Genomic DNA, 16,758 nt, shown 5'->3' with positions numbered 1-16,758 from the left:
ATGGCTGCCGCACCACAGCCATCCCTTTCCACCCGCGACCTGACGATCCGCTTCGGCGGCCACGTCGCGGTGAACGGGGTGACGGCCGAGTTTTATCCCGGCACCCTGACCGTGATCGTCGGTCCCAACGGCGCCGGCAAGACCACCTACTTCAACCTGGTCTCGGGCCAGCTGGCGGCGACTTCCGGCAGCGTGCACCTGGCAGGCAAGGACGTGACCAGGCTCGGCCCCGCGGCCCGCACCCGCCTGGGCGTGGGCCGCGCGTTCCAGCTGACGAACCTGTTCCCGCACCTGACGGTGCTGGAAAACGTGCGCCTGGCGGTGCAGAGCCGCGCCGGCATTGGCCTGAACATGTTCTCGGTGTGGTTCGGCCACAAGGCGATCATCGAACGCGCCGAGCATTACCTGGAGCGGGTGTCGATGGCCGCCAGGCGCGACCTGCCGGTCGGCACCCTGCCCCACGGCGACCAGCGCAAGCTCGAAGTGGCGATCCTGCTGGCCCTCGAGCCGGAGATCCTGATGTTCGACGAACCCACCGCCGGCATGAGCGTGGACGAAGTCCCGGTCGTGCTCGACCTGATCCACCAGGTCAAGGCGGAGCGCAACAAGACCGTGCTGCTGGTGGAGCACAAGATGGACGTGGTGCGCTCGCTGGCCGACCGCATCATCGTGCTGCACAACGGCACCCTGGTGGCGGACGGCGAGCCGCGCGAAGTCATGCAATCGAAAATCGTACAGGAAGCCTATCTTGGAACACCTGAACATGCCTGAACCGATATTGACGCTGTCGGGCGTGCACACCCACATCGGCCAGTACCACATCCTGCAGGGCATCGACCTGATGGTGCCGCGCGGCGGCCTCGCGGTCCTGCTGGGCCGCAACGGCGCCGGCAAGACCACTACCCTGCGCACCATCATGGGCCTGTGGAAGGCCAGCGCCGGCAGCATCGTGTTCGACGGCCGCGACATCACGAAACTGTCCACGCCCGACATCGCGCGCGCCGGCATCGCCTACGTCCCGGAAAGCATGGCCGTGTTTTCGGAGCTGACGGTGCGCGAGAACCTGTACCTGGCCGCGCGCAACGGCCCACTGGACGAAGCGCGCGTCGACTGGATCTGCGGCTTCTTCCCGGCCCTGAAGAAATTCTGGAACTACCCGGCCGGCAACCTCTCCGGCGGCCAGAAGCAGATGGTGGCGATCGCCCGCGCGATCGTCGAACCTCGCCGGCTCTTGCTGGTGGACGAGCCGACCAAGGGCCTGGCCCCAAGCATCGTGCAAAGCCTGATGATGGCTTTCCGCGAGCTGAAGGACACGAATACCACCATCCTGCTGGTCGAGCAGAACTTCAACTTCGTGCGCACGCTCGGCGATACGGTCAGCGTGATGGACGACGGCCGCGTCGCCCACGCCGGCCTGATGCACGACCTGGCCAGCGACGACGCGCTGCAGCAGCGCCTGCTCGGCCTTTCACTGGACTCTCACCAATGAGCGCAAGCCTTCCCCTCGCGAAGCAGGCCGACGCCCCGCTGCCGGCGGCAAAGCGCGACCTCGCGCCGCTGCTGCTGGTGCCGGCGCTGGCGCTGGCCGTGCTGCCCTTCGTCTCCCTGCCGACCTGGGTCACGCTGACCGTCGCCGGCCTCGCCATGGGCATGATGATCTTCATCATGGCTAGCGGCCTGACCCTGGTCTTCGGCCTGATGAGCGTGCTGAATTTCGGCCATGGCGCCTTCGTCTCGGTCGGCGCCTTCAGTGCGACGCTGGTGCTGCTGCCCATGCGCGGCTGGCTGGAAGCGGATTCGCTGCTGGCCAACCTCGGCGTGCTCGGGTTGGCCGTGCTGGTGGCGATGCTCGTCACCGCCCTGATCGGCTGGGCCTTCGAGCGCATCGTCATCATGCCGGTGTACGGCCAGCATTTGAAGCAAATCCTGATCACCATGGGCGGCATGATCGTGTCCGAGCAGCTGATCAACGTGATCTGGGGCGCCGAGCAGATCCCGCTGCCGCTGCCGGCCACGCTGCGCGGCGCCATCTTCATCGGCGAAGCCGCGATCGAGAAATACCGCCTGCTGGCGGTCGTTGTCGGGCTGGTCGTCTTTGCCGCGATGTTCCTTACCCTGAACCGCACCAAGATCGGCCTCCTGATCCGCGCCGGCGTCGAGAACGGCGAGATGGTCGAAGCCATGGGCTACCGCATCCGCCGCCTGTTCGTCGGCGTATTCGCGGCCGGTTCCGCGCTGGCCGGCCTGGGCGGCGTGATGTGGGGCCTGTACAAGGAAACCCTGGTGGCCAGCATGGGCAGCGAGATCATGGTGATGGTCTTCATCGTCGTCATCATCGGCGGCCTGGGCTCGGTGGGCGGCTGCTTCATCGGCGCCCTCCTGATGGCCCTGCTGGCCAACTACGCCGGCTTCCTGGCGCCCAAGCTGGCGCTGGTGTCCAATATCGTGCTGATGATCGCCATCCTGCTGTGGCGTCCGGCCGGCCTGTATTCGAAGTCGCGAGGCTGACATGCTGATCAAACTTCTTTCCGGCGACCTGCCGCGCAGCCGCGCCCTGAGCGCCCTCCTGCTGGTGGTCCTGTGCGGGCTGCTGCTGGCGCCCTTCCTGTTCTCGGGCGCGCGCCCGCTGAACACCGCGGCCACCATCTGCGTCTACATCGTGCTGGTGGCTTCCTACGACCTGCTGCTGGGCTATACCGGCATCGTCTCCTTCGCCCACACGATGTTCTACGGGATCGGCGCCTACGGCATCGGCATCGCCCTGGCCAGCGTCGAGGAGCCGAGCTGGGGCATCGTCTTCACCGGCCTGGGCCTGGCCCTGCTGCTGACCGTCGCGCTGGCCTTCGTGATCGGCCTGTTCGCGCTGCGCGTGCGCGCCATCTTCTACGCCATGATCACGCTCGCCGTGGCGTCCTCGTTCGCGGTGCTGGCCTCGCAGCTGTCCGACTTCACGGGCGGCGAGGACGGCCGCACCTTCAGCGTGCCGGAGATCCTGTCGCCGGGCTACACGCTGATGGAGAACGAGGTCTTCGGGCGTTCCATCGACGGCAAGCTGATCACTTATTACCTGGTGTTCTTCGGGGCCCTGGCGCTGTTCCTGTTCCTGCTGCGCCTGGTGAATTCGCCCTTCGGCCGCGTGCTGCAGGCGATCCGCGAGAACGAGTTCCGCGCCGAAGCCCTGGGCTACCGCACCGTGGTCTACCGCATCTGGGCCAACGTGCTGGCGGCCGTGGTCGCCGCCTTGGCCGGCGCCCTGATGGCCCTGTGGCTGCGCTATGTCGGGCCCAAGACTTCGCTCGGCTTCGAGGTGATGACCGACATCCTCCTGATCGTCGTGATCGGCGGCATGGGCACGATGTACGGCGCGGTGATCGGCGCCGCCCTCTTCATCCTGGCGCAGAACTACCTGAAGACCCTGATGGGGCAAGCCTCGGAGGCGCTATCCGGCATCCCGGTACTGGCCGCCGCCCTGCACCCGGACCGCTGGATGCTGTGGCTGGGCGTGCTGTTCATCCTCTCGATTTACTTCTTCCCGGTCGGCATCGTCGGCAAGCTGCGCTTCCGCCGCAAATAGAAAGTCGCCCCCGCACCTCCCCCGTCGCCCCCGCGCAGGCGGGGGCCCAAGTTGGTGCGTGACCAGGAACAGATGTTCGTACTGGTCTACGAACTTGGGTCCCCGCCTTCGCGGGGACGACGGTTTCTCCTCCCCAGTCCCACTCCACGCCCCCGGCCGGCCCGCACGGCAGTACCTTGCATCACGCATGAAGTCCAGTCCGCGACTTAGCTAAAGATCAATGCCTGTTGTCATCTCAACCATATGATGAACTCAGCATGGCCTCGTCGACTAGCCAGCGCGAGTGATTTCTCCATCCTACTGGCTTCCAAGAAAGGGCTTTTCATGAAACCCGTCAATAGTTTGTTTGCGGCAGCCGCGTTCTCGCTGGCCGCACTCGGCGCCCCGGCCGCGCAGGCCCAGAGCACCGAGGTACTGAACGAAGGATTCGGCAATGTCAGCGGCCTGAGTGGCTGGGTCCAGGTCAACAACAGCGTTCCGCCGGGCTCCGCCTGGTTCCAGGGCAATGCCGGCCTGTTCACGGCCCAGGCCGGCGCGGCCGATTCCTATGCCGCTGCCAACTACCTCGGCGCCGCCAACGGCATCGGCACGGTCGACAACTGGCTGATCACCCCGGTCCTGAACCTGACCGGCGAGTCGGTGCTGAGCTTCTACACCCGCCAGACGGGCGACCCCGGCTTCAGCGACCGGCTGGAAGTGCTGTACTCGTCCGGCTCGGGCACCGACCTTTCCGGCTTCACCAGCCTCGGCATCATCGGCGCCGGCGATTATCCGGCCGACTGGTCACAGTACAGCGCCACGGTCGACGCCAGCGGCGAAGGCCGCTTCGCCTTCCGCTACTACGGCCCCGCCGATACCTTGAACTATGTGGGCCTGGACACGGTCAGCGTGGTAACGGCCGTGCCCGAACCGACCACCTGGGCGATGCTGGCCGCCGGCCTCGGCCTGTTCGGCCTGCGCCGCCGCAAATTTCACGCCTGATCGGAGATCGCCATGTCCAAGCAGAAGATGATGACCCTGAGCATGCTGGCCGCCCTGTGCGTGCTGGCCTCGCTGAGCATGCATGCCAAGGCGCAGGAAAGGAAGGAAGCGCGGGAAGGCATGGTGGTGGTGCGCGACCCGCAGACCGGCAAGATGCGCGCCCCGACCCCGGAAGAACTGCGCCAGCTGCGCGCCAAGGCGCCGCCGTCCGCCGCCGCTATCGCCGGCGCGCCGCAGGAGGGCAAGCAGCTGTCGCGGCGCGACGGCGCGCGCGGCGTGCGCCTGGGCGAGAAGACCCTGGTCTACGACGTCGTCACGCGCGGCGCCGACGGCAAGCTGTCCGAGCAGTGCGTGCAGGGCGAAGCCGCCGCCCAGGAAGCCATGCAGCATCCCACCAACGCCGAGCACAAGGAGCATCGCCATGAAGCCCGCTGATTCTGAAAAGCCCGGCCATCCGCGCCTGCAGCAGGCGGCCGCCGGCATCGTCGCCACCCTCGCCTGCGCCCTGGCCCTGGCGGTCGGCGCGATGACCACCGCGCACGCCGCCGCCACCATCGTGATCGTCAACCAGAACGCTGCCGGCGAAGGTTTCAACGACCCGACCCCGGCCGTACCGGTGGGCGGCAATCCCGGCACCACGCTCGGCCAGCAGCGCCTGTACGCCTTCCAGCGCGCCGCCGACATCTGGGGCGCCACGCTCACCAGCAGCGTGCCGATCCGCATCGGCGCGTCCTTCGTGCCGCTGTCCTGCACGGCCACCAGCGCCGTACTGGGCTCGGCCGGCGCGAACGAGATCTGGAGCGACTTCACCAACGCGCCGCGCGCCAACACCTGGTACCCGGCCGCCCTGGCCAGCAAGCTGGCCGGCGAGGACGTCGCCACCCCGGGCGAGCCGCACATCATCGCGCGCTTCAACTCGCGCCTGGGCCTGTTCCAGGACTGCCTGCCTGGCAATGGCTTCTACCTCGGCCTGGACCGCAACTTCGGCGACCAGATCGACCTCGTCACCGTGCTGCTGCACGAATTCGCGCACGGCCTGGGCTTCCAGACCTTCACCGACGACGAGACCGGCGAGGAAATCCTCGACATCCCCTCGATCTGGGACTACTACCTGCTGAACAACCGCACCAATCGCACCTGGGTCGAGAGCACCGCCGCCGAGCGCGCCGCCTCGGCCGTGACCTGGCGCGGCCTGTCCTGGAACGGCCCGCGCGTGACCGCCGCCGTGCCGCAGGTGCTGGACCCGATGTCGAACCTGGCGATCACGGGCGCCGCGGCCGGCTCGGCCGCCGGCAACTACGAAGTCGGCGACGCTTCCTTCGGTCCGCCGCTGGCCAACCCGCCGGTGCAGGGCCAGCTGATGCCGGTGGTCGACCAGGCCAACGGCGCCGGCCTGGCCTGCGATCCGCTGAACGCCCTGAACGCGCTGGCGGTCCGCGGCAACATCGCCCTGGTCGACCGCGGCACCTGCGACTTCGTCACCAAGGCGAAGAACGTGCAGGCCGCCGGCGCGATCGGCATGGTGGTGGCGGACAATGCCCCGGGCGACGTCGCCGGCATGAGCGGCAACGATCCGACCATCGCCATCCCCTCGGTGCGCGTGACCCAGGCCGACGGCGCCACGCTCAAGGCCAGCCTGCAGCGGCGCTCGCGCACCCAGTCCGGCGTGGTCGCCAGCCTGGGCCTGAACACGGCCCGCCTGGCCGGCGCCGACGCCCAAGGCCGGATCCTGATGTACACGCCGACCATCTACTCGCCGGGTTCGACGGTGTCGCACTACACCACCGAGGCCAAGCCGAACCAGCTGATGGAACCGGCCATCAACGACGACCTGACCCACGAGGTGACGCCGCCGCGCGACCTCACCTTCCCGCTGCTGCAGGATATAGGCTGGTGATGATCGGCTGGTGATGATCGGCTGGTGATGATCGGCTGGTGATGATCGGCTGGTAATCTGAAAAGGAAAAGGGCCGGCCCCTCGCGGGTGCCGGCCCTCCTGTCTTCGCAGGCGGCAGACGATTACTTCGCCTGGCCTTCGTAGCTCTTCACGCCGTTGACGATCTCTGCCTTGGCGGCGTCCGGGCCGGCCCAGCCTTCGACCTTGACCCACTTGCCCTTTTCCAGGTCCTTGTAGTGCTCGAAGAAGTGCTGGATCTGGCGCAGGGTCAGTTCCGAGACGTCTTCATGGGTCTTGATGTTGGCATACTGCGGCGCCAGCTTCTCGACCGGCACGGCCAGGATCTTCGCATCGCCGCCGGCTTCGTCGGTCATCTGCAGCACGCCCAGTGCGCGGCAGCGCACGACCACGCCCGGGATCAGCGGGAACGGGGTGATCACCAGCACGTCGCACGGGTCGCCGTCGTCGGCGATGGTGTTCGGAACGTAGCCGTAGTTGCACGGGTAGTGCATCGCGGTGCCCATGAAGCGGTCGACGAAGATCGCACCGGATTCCTTGTCCACTTCATATTTGACCGGGTCGCCATTCATCGGGATCTCGATGACGACGTTGAAATCGTTCGGCACATCGCGGCCGGCGTTGACGTTGTTCAGGCTCATGGTTGGTCCTTGATTGGCTTGCTTTAGGAATAATAAAGGGGGCCATTATAGCGAATTGGCATAAGCTTGTGCGCCGCACAAGTTCGCCCCCTTTCAATTCGGAATCAGAGTACGGTCGCCAGCGCGCACAGGCGGAAGTGGCGGCTCGCCTCTTCCTGCTGGCCCAGGGCTTCGTGCAACTGGGCCAGCTTCAGGTGGGCTTCGCGCACCTGGTCCGGACCGACCGCATCGATCAGGGCCTGTTCCAGGTAGCGCTGGGCCTTGCCCCACAGCTTCTGGCGCAGGCACAGGGCGCCCAGGGTCAGGGCCAGCTCGGCGTCGCCCGGATGCGCGCGCAGCCAGCCTTCGCACTTCTCGATCTGGGCCAGCAGCGTGCCTGAACCTTCCGGTCCGGCGGCTTCGCGGTAGGCGCGCACCACGCGCTCGTCCCACTCCGCCTTCAGCGCATCTTCGACGATCACGCGGGCTTCATCGTGCAGGCCGCGGGCATTGAAGGCGCTTGCCGCGCGCGCTGCGATGTAGGGCTTGCAGCGGTCCGCGTTCGGCACCGTCGCCCACATGCGTTTCAGGCTTTCGGCATCGTGGCCGCCTTCGCCCAGCAGGGATTCATAGGCCATCTCACGCAGGCGGCTGGACAGGGCTGGATGCAGGGCGTTGCGCTTGTCCAGGGTGCGCACCAGGCGCAGCACCTCGGGCCAGTTGCGCGCCTGCTGGTTGGCCTTCATTGCCCACTGCAGGGCGTGGATGTGGCGCTGGCCGCTGGCGTTCAGCTCCTGCACCGCTTCCAGCGCGGCTTCCGGCTTGTGCTCGTCGACCAGCAGTTCGGTCACCGTCATCAGACGCGCGGTCTTCAGCGACGGGTCGTGCAGGACGCCGGCCAGCCAGGCGTCGCGGCGGGCCGGTTCGCGCATGCGGTGGGCGGCGCGGGCGCCGATCAGGGCGGCCAGGCCGGCGTTGTCCGGCAGTTCGGCGGCGCGCTTGGCGGCCTTTTCGGCGTGGCCGAAGCGGCCCTCGAACAGGGCTTTCAGGGCCTCGCGCAAGCCGCGGTTGGCTTCGCGCTCGCGCTTGCGCAGGCGGTACTCGGCCACCCGCGCCGGCATGCCGAGGGTGGCCCGCACCGCCCGGGCCAGCACGTAGAGCACCAGGAACAGCAGCGCCGCCAGCACCACGAACAGGTTCAGCGACAGGTCGATCCGGTGCGGCGGGTAGAAGAACACCACGTTGCCGGGGTTGAAGCGGGCGGTCACGGCGATGCCGATCGCCGCGGCCATCAGGGCGACTAACCAGAGGAGCAGGCGCATGGTCAGCTCCTCACGGTTTCGATTTGTAGTTGCGCACGGCGTTCAGGCTTTCCGACAGATCCGGCACCTCGATGGTGACGTTGTTGGCCTGGACCTGGCGCAGCAGGCTTTGCACCGACTGGGTCGAGCGCGCCTTGGTGTCGAAGTAGCGGCCCAGGGTCTGCTGGGCGCTGCCGATGTCGTCGCGGAAGGTGCCTTCGTTGCGTGACAGCAGGGCAAGGCGCGCATTCAGCAGGCGCAGCTTCAGGTTCTCGCGCACGAAATAGGCCTCGCTCGGAGACAGCATCAGCGCTTCCGGCTGGTCCACGGTGCGGACCCGGATCAGCTGGCGCATGTCGTCCCACATCTCGTGGCTCCAGTTGCGCCAGGTGTCCACCATGCGGCGGCCCAGCGAGAGCTCCTCGGCCGGCGCCGGCGCGGCGCCTTTCGCAGTCCTGGCGACTTTGGCCGACGGATTCACGCGGCTCGGCGCGATCGGCTCGGCCGGCTTTTCGTCGGCCAGCAGCGGCAAGTTGTCGATCTGGGAGATGACGTTATCGAGGCGCAGCGCGATGCCGGCCTGGTCGACCTGGGGCAGCGCCTTCAGCTTGTCGATGTCGCGCGCGATGGCGCGGCGGATCGTGATGAATTGCGGCTTGTCGGAGCGCGACAGCGAGCGGTCGGCGTTCTGCAGCGCGATCAGGGCGCCCTGCACGTTGCCGGCCAGTTGCAGCTGCTGGCTGGCGGTCGACAGCACCTGCTCGATCTCGGACAGCGCCCATTCGTCGCGGTTCTTCGAGATATCCTGGTACATCTGCTCGAGCGCGGCCTGCTGGCTCTGCGACTCGGACTGGCGGCTTTCCAGCACGCCGACCTTGACCTGCAGCTCCTTGGCCGTCTCCTGGGTCTCGCGGACCAGCTGGGCGGTCTCGGCGTTCGAGGCGTTGTCCTTCTGCAGGGTCCTGGCGACGTCTTCGCGCAGGCGGTTGAAGCGGCTGTGGGTGGACCAGGTCTGCAGCCCCAGCAGGACGGCCAGCACGATGATGGCCACGTTCTGCGGCTTGTTCAGCAGGCCGCCGACGCGGGTCGTTTCCGGCACGCGCGGCTCGGCCGGCGCAGGCGTCACATACGCCTCCGGCGGGACCATCTGGCCGCCCTTGCTCGATTCTGGATTATTGGGCAATTCGTTCATGCTTGTGATTGTAACGCGGCAAGGAGGCGTTCGTCGCCGGAACCGGTCAGGACCAGGCGGCCGAAGCCGAGCGCGAGGGCTGTTTCATGGATGCGGGCATGCGGAACGATCAGGCGCTGCTGCCGCAGTTGCGTCGTCAATTCGCTCGATGCCAGCCCGTCCACCAGGGACACCAGCCCGCGCAAGGCTTCCGAGCTCGTGATTATCCAGTCGTTCGGCCCGGCCAGCAAGCCTCGCAGCCGTGCCGCCAGATCCGGACTCGGGGCCGGCACCGCGCGGCGGTAGCTCGCGACCGTCTCGACCGTGGCGCCGGCCCGGCGCAGCGCATCGGGCAGCAGCTCGCGCCCGCCCTCCCCGCGCACCACCAGCACGCGGCGGCCGGCCAGCAGGGCCAGGTCGAGCGCCTGCAGCAGGTGCTCGGAATCGCTGAAGGCGGGGTCTTTGGGGCAATGGATGCGGACTTCGCTCTTGACACCGTGTTTGGCCAAAGCCGCGCGGCTGCCCTCGCCGACCACGGCAATATCGACGCCCCCCGGCCAGGCGTCGATGTGGGCGAAGGCGGCATCGATCGCGTTCGGCGAGACGAAGGCCACCAGCGCATACGACGCCAGGTCGCCCAGCACCCGCCGCAGGTGAGCATCGTCCGCCAGCGGCGAGATCTCCAGCAACGGCAGCAGCACGGTCTCGCGGCCGAGGGCGGCCACGGCGCGCGCCAGCGGCTCGGCCTGCTGGCGGGGTCGGGTGATGACGACCGCCCCGGTCATCAGGGTGCGGCCGCCTCGGCCTTGCACTCGGCCAGGATGGCGTCGGCGTCCTGTTGGCGCAGAAGTGCAGAAATTTGCTCGCCCAGCTGTTCCGGCAGATTGGCCGGGCCGCTGCCTTCGGCGAAAGCGCTGCGGCGGCCGTCCGGCGTCGCGACCATGGCGCGCAGCTGCAGTTCGCCGCCCTCGACGATGGCGTGGGCAGCCAGCGGGATCTGGCAGCTGGCGCCGAACACGCGCGAGACCTTGCGCTCGGCGGCGACGGCGCGCGCGGTGTCTTCGTGGTTCAGCGGCGCCAGCAGCGCGCGGAGGTCGACGCCGTCATTTCGCTTGTTGGCCCCAGCGGCGGCGACGATCTCGATCGCCATCGCGCCCTGGCCGGCGGCGGGCAGGCTCTCCCCGGTTTCCAGGTAGGCGCGGATGCGGCGCTCCAGGCCCAGGCGCTTGAGACCGGCGGCGGCGAGGATGATGGCGGCATAGTCGCCGCGGTCCAGCTTGCCCAGGCGGGTGTCGAGATTGCCGCGCAGCGGCTTGATGACCAGCTGCGGGTAGCGCGCGGCAATCAGGGCCTGGCGGCGCAGGCTGCTGGTGCCGACCACGCTGCCGGCCGGCAGACCGGCCAGGCTGTCGAAGTCGTTCGATACGAAAGCGTCGCGGGCATCCTCGCGTTCGAGGATGGCGGCCAGCTCGAAGCCGTCCGGCAATTCCATCGGCACGTCCTTCAGCGAGTGCACGGCCAGGTCGGCGCGGCCTTCATGCATGGCCACCTCGAGTTCCTTCACGAACAGGCCCTTGCCGCCGACCTTGGACAGGGTGCGGTCGAGGATCTGGTCGCCGCGGGTGGTCATGCCGAGAATGTCGATTTGGCAATCCGGATATAATGCAGCGAGGCGGTCGCGCACGTGCGTGGCCTGCCACATGGCCAGCCGGCTTTCGCGCGATGCGATAATGAGGCGAGAGGGTACGCGCTGCGTCGTGTCCTTAGTCTTCAAAACAATTTCTTTCACTGTCGTTGTGCCTGGATCGGCCGACGCCGGTTGGCGGCATGCCTGTAACCACAAATTCTAGCATGCGGTCCCTTGCAGAAACCGTGGCATCCACCACGGCAACGTTGTACACGAGAGCCCCTTCTGGGACCCCCGAACATTCAACCTGTGCTCGATTATGAACAAAGCTGCAAACCCTGATCCCCTGGCCGCCCCGCAAGTCCAGGCCCCTGCATCGATCCCGACCCCGTCCAGCGACAAGGACGCGCCACTGAAAGAAGACATCCGCCTGCTCGGCCGCCTGCTGGGCGACGTGCTGCGCAACCAGGAGGGCGAGGCCGTGTTCGACGTGGTCGAAACCATCCGCCAGACCGCCGTGCGTTTCCGCCGCGAGGACGATCCGCAGGCCGGCGAGGAACTGACCAGCCTGCTCAAGAAGTTGACACGCGAAGAGACCAACTCGGTGGTCCGCGCGTTTTCCTACTTCTCGCACCTGGCCAACATCGCCGAGGACCAGCACCACGTGCGCCGCCGCCGCGCCCACCAGCTGGCCGGTTCGAAAGCCCAGCCGGCCAGCGTGGCCTACGCGCTGGCGCGCCTCGAAGATGCCGGCGTCGACCGCGAGCAGGCAGCAAGCTTCCTGCGCGAAGCCTTCATTTCGCCGGTGCTGACCGCCCACCCGACCGAGGTGCAGCGCAAGTCCACCCTGGACGCCGAACACGACATCGCCCGCCTGCTGGCCGAGCGCGACCTGCCGCTGACGCCCAAGGAACGCGCGCGCAACCTGACCCTGCTGCAGGCCCGCGTGGCGACGCTGTGGCAGACCCGCATGCTGCGCTACGAAAAGCTGACAGTGGCCGACGAGATCGAGAACGCCCTGTCCTACTACCGCACCACCTTCCTGCGCGAGCTGCCGGCCCTGTACGACGACATCGAGGAAGAACTGCAGGTGTCGACGAAAGGCGCCACCTACCTGCAGATGGGCAGCTGGATCGGCGGCGACCGCGACGGCAACCCCAACGTCAACGCCGCCACCATGCAGCGCGCGCTGGTGCGCCATGCCACCACCATCTTCGACTTCTACCTCGACGAGGTGCACACGCTGGGCGCCGAGCTGTCGACCTCGACCCTGCTGGTGCCGGCCGACGCCGCCCTGGAGGCGCTGGCGGCGGCCTCGCCGGACACCTCGCCGCACCGCAGCGACGAACCCTACCGGCGCGCCCTGATCGGCATCTATGCGCGCCTGGCCGCCACCGCGCGCGCGCTCGGCGCGACCAATCCGCTGCGCAAGGAAGTCGGCCACGCCGATGCCTACGGCGGCCCGGCCGAGTTCCAGGCCGAGCTGCAGGTGCTGGCCGATTCGCTGGCCAACAACCACGGCACCATCCTGATCAAGCCGCGCCTGGCGGGCCTGCTGCGCGCCGCCGCCATCTTCGGCTTCCACCTGGCGTCGCTGGACATGCGCCAGAGCTCGGACATCCACGAGCGCGTGCTGGCCGAGCTGTTCAAGCATGCCGGCGTCGAAGCCGGCTACGCGCAGCTGGACGAAGCCGCCAAGGTGCAGCTGCTGCTGGCCGAGATCGCCCATCCGCGCCTGCTCTACACGCCCTATGCCGAGTATTCGGACGAGACCCAGTCCGAGCTGGGCGTGCTGCGCGCGGCGCGCGAGATCCGCCAGCGCTACGGCGCGCGCGCGATCCGTAATTACATCATCTCGCACACCGAAACCGTGTCGGACCTGCTCGAGGTGCTCCTGCTGCAGAAGGAAACCGGCCTGCTGCGCGTGAGCGAATACGAGAAGCAGTGCGACGTGATGGTGATTCCGCTGTTCGAGACCATCCCCGACCTGCAGCGCGCCAGCGAGATCATGGGCGAGTGGATGGCCCTGCCCATCGTGAAGGAGCTGATCCAGCACCAGGGCCAGCTGCAGGAAGTCATGCTGGGCTACTCGGACTCGAACAAGGACGGCGGCTTCCTGACCTCGAACTGGGAGCTGTACCAGGCCGAGCTGAAGCTGGTGAAGATCTTCGAAGAGGCCGGCGTCAAGCTGCGCCTGTTCCACGGCCGCGGCGGCACCGTCGGCCGCGGCGGCGGTCCGAGCTACGACGCCATCCTGGCACAGCCGCCGGGCACCGTGAACGGCCAGATCCGCCTGACCGAACAGGGCGAGATCATCTCCTCGAAGTTCTCGAACCCCGAGATCGGCCGCCGCAACCTGGAACTGCTGGTGGCGGCGACCCTGGAAGCGGGCCTGATGCCGCATGGCGCGGACCGCGAGCAGGTGGCGCGCCTGGCGCGCTATGAAGCGGTGATGGCGGAGCTGTCCGAGCGCGCCTACAAGGCTTACCGCAACCTGGTGTACGAGACCCCGGGCTTTACGGACTACTTCTTCGCCGCCACGCCGATCGCCGAAATTGCGGAGCTGAACCTCGGTTCGCGCCCGGCCTCGCGCAAGTCGACCCGCCGCATCGAAGACCTGCGCGCGATTCCCTGGGGCTTCTCCTGGGGCCAGTGCCGCCTGCTGCTGCCGGGCTGGTACGGCTTCGGGGCGGCGATCTCCGGATGGCTGGCGGACGGCGAGCGCGAAGAACGCCTGGCGCTGCTGCGCGAGATGTTCCAGCAATGGCCCTTCTTCGCCACCCTGCTGTCGAACATGGACATGGTGCTGGCCAAGACCGACCTGCCGATCGCCCGCCGCTACGCCGAGCTGGTGCCGGATGGCGCGCTACGCGAGAACATCTTCAAGCGCATCGCGGCGGAATATGGCGAAACCCTGCGCTGCCTGGAGCAGGTGACCGGCAATGCCGAGCGTCTGGCTGCGAACCCGCTGCTGGCGCGCTCGATCCAGAACCGGTTTGCCTACCTGGATCCGCTGAACCACCTGCAGGTGGAGCTGATCCAGCGGCACCGGGCGCTGGCCAAGGATCCGGAGCAGATCGATTCGCGGGTGCATCGGGGGATTCATTTGTCGATTAACGGTGTCGCCGCGGGTTTGAGAAATACCGGCTGATTAGTGTTACGTCGTCCCCGCGCAGGCGGGGATCCAAGTTCTGCCTGAGCAGTCGAGACGCGAACAAACTTGGGTCCCCGCCTTCGCGGGGACGACGTTCATTAGCCGCAGGCCCCCAGCTTCGCCCCCTTCCGCAACATCGCCGGCACCGCATTCTCACTCACACAAACCTGGCTGCCCGGATTGCTCGCCGACCCGGTCGCATTGCACACCAGGACCTTGTCCCCCTTGTTCCCGCAGCGCGCCTCGATCACGTTCACGGTTTTGGTGGTACTCGCCGCGCAGCCGTTTTCGCTGGTCGCCAGCACGCTCAAAGTAAAGCTGCCCGCACCGTTCGGCGCGAAGGTGGCGCCGGCGCCGTTGACGGACAAGCCCGCAGCAGGCGTCCACGCGAAACCATCCGCACCGCCCGCATCGACAGCGTTCAGGCTGACGGTCTGCGCGCCATAGCCCAGTGCGATCGCCTCCACCGGCAGCCCGGTCTCGATCCCGCTGCGCGAGACTTGAATGGAAGGCTGCGGCACCCTGCCCTCGACATTCACCGCGGCTTCGGCGGAAGCCGCGTTGCCGCCCTTGTCAACCGCCATCAAGCTCACCCTGGCCGCGCCGATATCCGAGCAGCTGAAGCTCGAGCGGCTCACGCTCAGCGACTCGATGCCCCAGTTGTCCGTGCTGCCGCCGTCGACGTCCTGGGCCGAGATCGAAGCCTGGCCGTTGGCGAGCGTGCGGCTCACCGCGCGGGTGGTGACGACCGGCGGCTCGTGGTCGTTGGTCGCCAGCGCGGCGGGCGTGCTTTCGCTGCTCAATCGGTTGACGGCGGTGACGGTGTAGTACCAGTACTTGCCGGCGCCGGCGTTCGCATCGACGAAACCGGGCGCGGCGCCATCGGTCAGGGCGATCATCTTGCCCGGCGCTTCGAGGTCGAATTCGCGCGTGTCGGAGCGGTAGACGGCGTAGCGGCGCACCTTCTCCAGTTCGTCGCTGGCATCCGGGGACGCCGTCCATGACAGCTGCACGGCGTCGTTCGGGGCCGCAGCCGCAGCCAGCGCGGAAGGCGGCAAAGGCGTGCCGCTGCCCTTCCAGGCCATGCCTGGGGGCAGCGCCGGCGCATGGTAGGTGCTCTGCTTGAGCGCCGTGCGGTAACCCAGCGCGTCGGCCTGCAGGAAAGCGTGGCGGAAGTGAATCTGGCCGAACACGTTCGCGTTCGCGCGGTTCATGCCGATCTGGTCGGCGATCTGCGCCGGGCTGGTCCAGCCCGCGGTATTCATCTTGTAGTCGGCCAGGCCGATGTAGATGTGGCGGCCGAAGGCGTTCTCGTTCCACCACGGGACCAGCAGCTTGTAGTCGGAGCCGGCCTGGCCGATGTACCAGTAGACCTGGGGCGCCAGGTAGTCGACCCAGCCTTCGCGCAGCCACTTGCGGGTGTCGGCGAAGTTCGTGACGTAATGCTGGGAGGCGCCGGCGGAGGTCGGCGAACCGACTGCCGGGTCAAGGCTGCTGCGGTAGATGCCCGAGGGCGAAACGCCGAACTTGACCCAGGGCTTGGCCAGGCGGATCTCCGCGCCGACGCGCTCGATCAGCATGTTGATGTTATCGCGGCGCCAGTCCGCGCGGCCGGCGGTCGTGGCCGCGAAGCCGCGCGGGTCGGCGTTGTAGGCCGCATCGTCCGCGATCGTACCGCTCGGGTAGAAGTAGTCGTCGAAGTGCAGGCCGTCGATGTCGTAGCGGCCGACGATGTCCTGGATCACGCGGCTCACATGATCGCGCACCGGCGCCAGGCCCGGATTCAGGATTTTGACCGTGCCCACCGTCAGCATCCACTCGGGATGGGTGCGCGAAACGTGGGTGCTTGCATACTGCGCGGCGTTCGATTCAGTGGCCGTGTTGGCGACCGCGCGGTAGGGGTTGATCCAGGCGTGGAATTCCATGCCGCGCTTGTGCGTCTCCTCGATCGCGAAGGCCAGCGGATCCCAGAACGGCGCCGGCGCGCTGCCCTGATTGTTTGTTAAATAGTAGGACCAGGGTTCCAGTTCGCTCGGGTACATGGCGTCGGACTGGCTGCGCACCTGGAAGAACACGGCGTTCATCCCGGTCGCCTTGTTGTGGTCGAGGATGGCGGTGAGCGCGGCGCGCTGCTGGGCCGGGGCCTGGGTGCGGTTCGGCCAATCGAGGCTGAGGTGGGTGCTGACCCACACGCCGCGCAGTTCATGTTTCGGGGAAGCCTGCACGTCCTGGGCCCGGACTGCGGCTGGCGCGAGGGCTGCGGACGCCAGCAGGGCTGCCGCGAGTGCGGCATAAAGGCGGGTTGTTTTCATTCTCGTCTCCTCTTGAATTGTTATGCGGATGGCCCTGGTCTTGCCAACCGTTCAAGAGATTACGTCGCGATATTTACGGCTGCCAATGAAATTACTTGCCTTT

The 16,758-nt window shown here is 67.5% G+C and carries 14 protein-coding genes; 8 read left to right on the top strand and 6 right to left on the bottom strand.

Going from position 1 to position 16,758, the window contains the following annotated elements:
* The 7 genes from LQV39_RS16065 to LQV39_RS16035 all read left to right on the top strand — a co-directional run bounded on the left by LQV39_RS16065 (position 1) and on the right by LQV39_RS16035 (position 6,452).
* Positions 1-771 carry an ABC transporter ATP-binding protein gene (locus tag LQV39_RS16065; RefSeq protein ID WP_230027140.1) on the top strand — a complete coding sequence of 257 codons (771 nt, stop codon included), beginning with the start codon at positions 1-3 and terminating at the stop codon, positions 769-771.
* Positions 764-1,489, top strand: coding sequence for an ABC transporter ATP-binding protein (locus tag LQV39_RS16060; protein WP_230027139.1), 726 nt, complete (start codon positions 764-766; stop codon positions 1,487-1,489). The genes LQV39_RS16065 and LQV39_RS16060 overlap by 8 nt, the downstream gene beginning before the upstream one ends.
* Positions 1,486-2,508: a branched-chain amino acid ABC transporter permease gene (locus tag LQV39_RS16055; RefSeq protein ID WP_230027138.1), complete on the top strand. Its 1,023-nt coding sequence runs from the start codon at positions 1,486-1,488 to the stop codon at positions 2,506-2,508. Before LQV39_RS16060 ends, LQV39_RS16055 begins: the two co-directional genes overlap by 4 nt.
* Before the next feature lies 1 nt (position 2,509).
* On the top strand, positions 2,510-3,574 hold the full coding sequence (locus LQV39_RS16050) for a branched-chain amino acid ABC transporter permease (protein ID WP_230027137.1): 1,065 nt from the start codon (positions 2,510-2,512) through the stop codon (positions 3,572-3,574).
* A 324-nt stretch (positions 3,575-3,898) separates the two neighbouring features.
* A complete protein-coding gene (locus tag LQV39_RS16045; protein ID WP_230027136.1) occupies positions 3,899-4,555 on the top strand; it encodes a choice-of-anchor J family PEP-CTERM protein in 657 nt (218 codons plus the stop codon).
* Between the two features lie 12 nt (positions 4,556-4,567).
* Positions 4,568-4,990, top strand: coding sequence for a post-PEP-CTERM-1 domain-containing protein (locus LQV39_RS16040; protein ID WP_230027135.1), 423 nt, complete (start codon positions 4,568-4,570; stop codon positions 4,988-4,990).
* Positions 4,977-6,452, top strand: coding sequence for a PA domain-containing protein (locus LQV39_RS16035; RefSeq protein ID WP_230027134.1), 1,476 nt, complete (start codon positions 4,977-4,979; stop codon positions 6,450-6,452). Before LQV39_RS16040 ends, LQV39_RS16035 begins: the two co-directional genes overlap by 14 nt.
* 122 nt (positions 6,453-6,574) lie before the next feature.
* Here the strand turns inward: LQV39_RS16035 and ppa are convergent, their stop codons facing one another.
* The 5 genes from ppa to hemC all read right to left on the bottom strand — a co-directional run bounded on the left by ppa (position 6,575) and on the right by hemC (position 11,336).
* On the bottom strand, positions 6,575-7,111 hold the full coding sequence (gene ppa, locus LQV39_RS16030) for an inorganic diphosphatase (protein ID WP_230027133.1): 537 nt from the start codon (positions 7,109-7,111) through the stop codon (positions 6,575-6,577).
* A gap of 104 nt (positions 7,112-7,215) precedes the next feature.
* Positions 7,216-8,412 carry a heme biosynthesis protein HemY gene (locus LQV39_RS16025; RefSeq protein ID WP_290368594.1) on the bottom strand — a complete coding sequence of 399 codons (1,197 nt, stop codon included), beginning with the start codon at positions 8,410-8,412 and terminating at the stop codon, positions 7,216-7,218.
* Between the two features lie 10 nt (positions 8,413-8,422).
* A complete protein-coding gene (locus LQV39_RS16020; RefSeq protein WP_230027132.1) occupies positions 8,423-9,583 on the bottom strand; it encodes a uroporphyrinogen-III C-methyltransferase in 1,161 nt (386 codons plus the stop codon).
* On the bottom strand, positions 9,580-10,347 hold the full coding sequence (locus tag LQV39_RS16015; RefSeq protein WP_230027131.1) for a uroporphyrinogen-III synthase: 768 nt from the start codon (positions 10,345-10,347) through the stop codon (positions 9,580-9,582). The genes LQV39_RS16020 and LQV39_RS16015 overlap by 4 nt, the downstream gene beginning before the upstream one ends.
* Complete coding sequence (hemC, locus tag LQV39_RS16010) at positions 10,347-11,336, bottom strand: hydroxymethylbilane synthase (protein ID WP_290368593.1); 990 nt, start codon at positions 11,334-11,336, stop codon at positions 10,347-10,349. The genes LQV39_RS16015 and hemC overlap by 1 nt, the downstream gene beginning before the upstream one ends.
* A gap of 172 nt (positions 11,337-11,508) precedes the next feature.
* Between hemC and ppc the strand changes: the two genes are divergently transcribed.
* Positions 11,509-14,340, top strand: a complete 2,832-nt coding sequence (gene ppc, locus LQV39_RS16005; protein WP_230027129.1) for a phosphoenolpyruvate carboxylase — start codon at positions 11,509-11,511, stop codon at positions 14,338-14,340.
* A 101-nt stretch (positions 14,341-14,441) separates the two neighbouring features.
* On the opposite strand, the gene LQV39_RS16000 is transcribed toward ppc, so the two are convergent.
* Entirely contained in the window at positions 14,442-16,655 is a 2,214-nt protein-coding gene (locus LQV39_RS16000) for a family 10 glycosylhydrolase (RefSeq protein ID WP_230027128.1), read from the bottom strand.
* Between the last annotated feature and the right edge of the window lie 103 nt (positions 16,656-16,758).

The organism is Massilia sp. Bi118, from assembly GCF_918697865.1.
Classification (GTDB): Bacteria; Pseudomonadota; Gammaproteobacteria; order Burkholderiales; family Burkholderiaceae_D; genus Telluria.
This window is presented reverse-complemented; position numbering and strand designations above follow the sequence as displayed.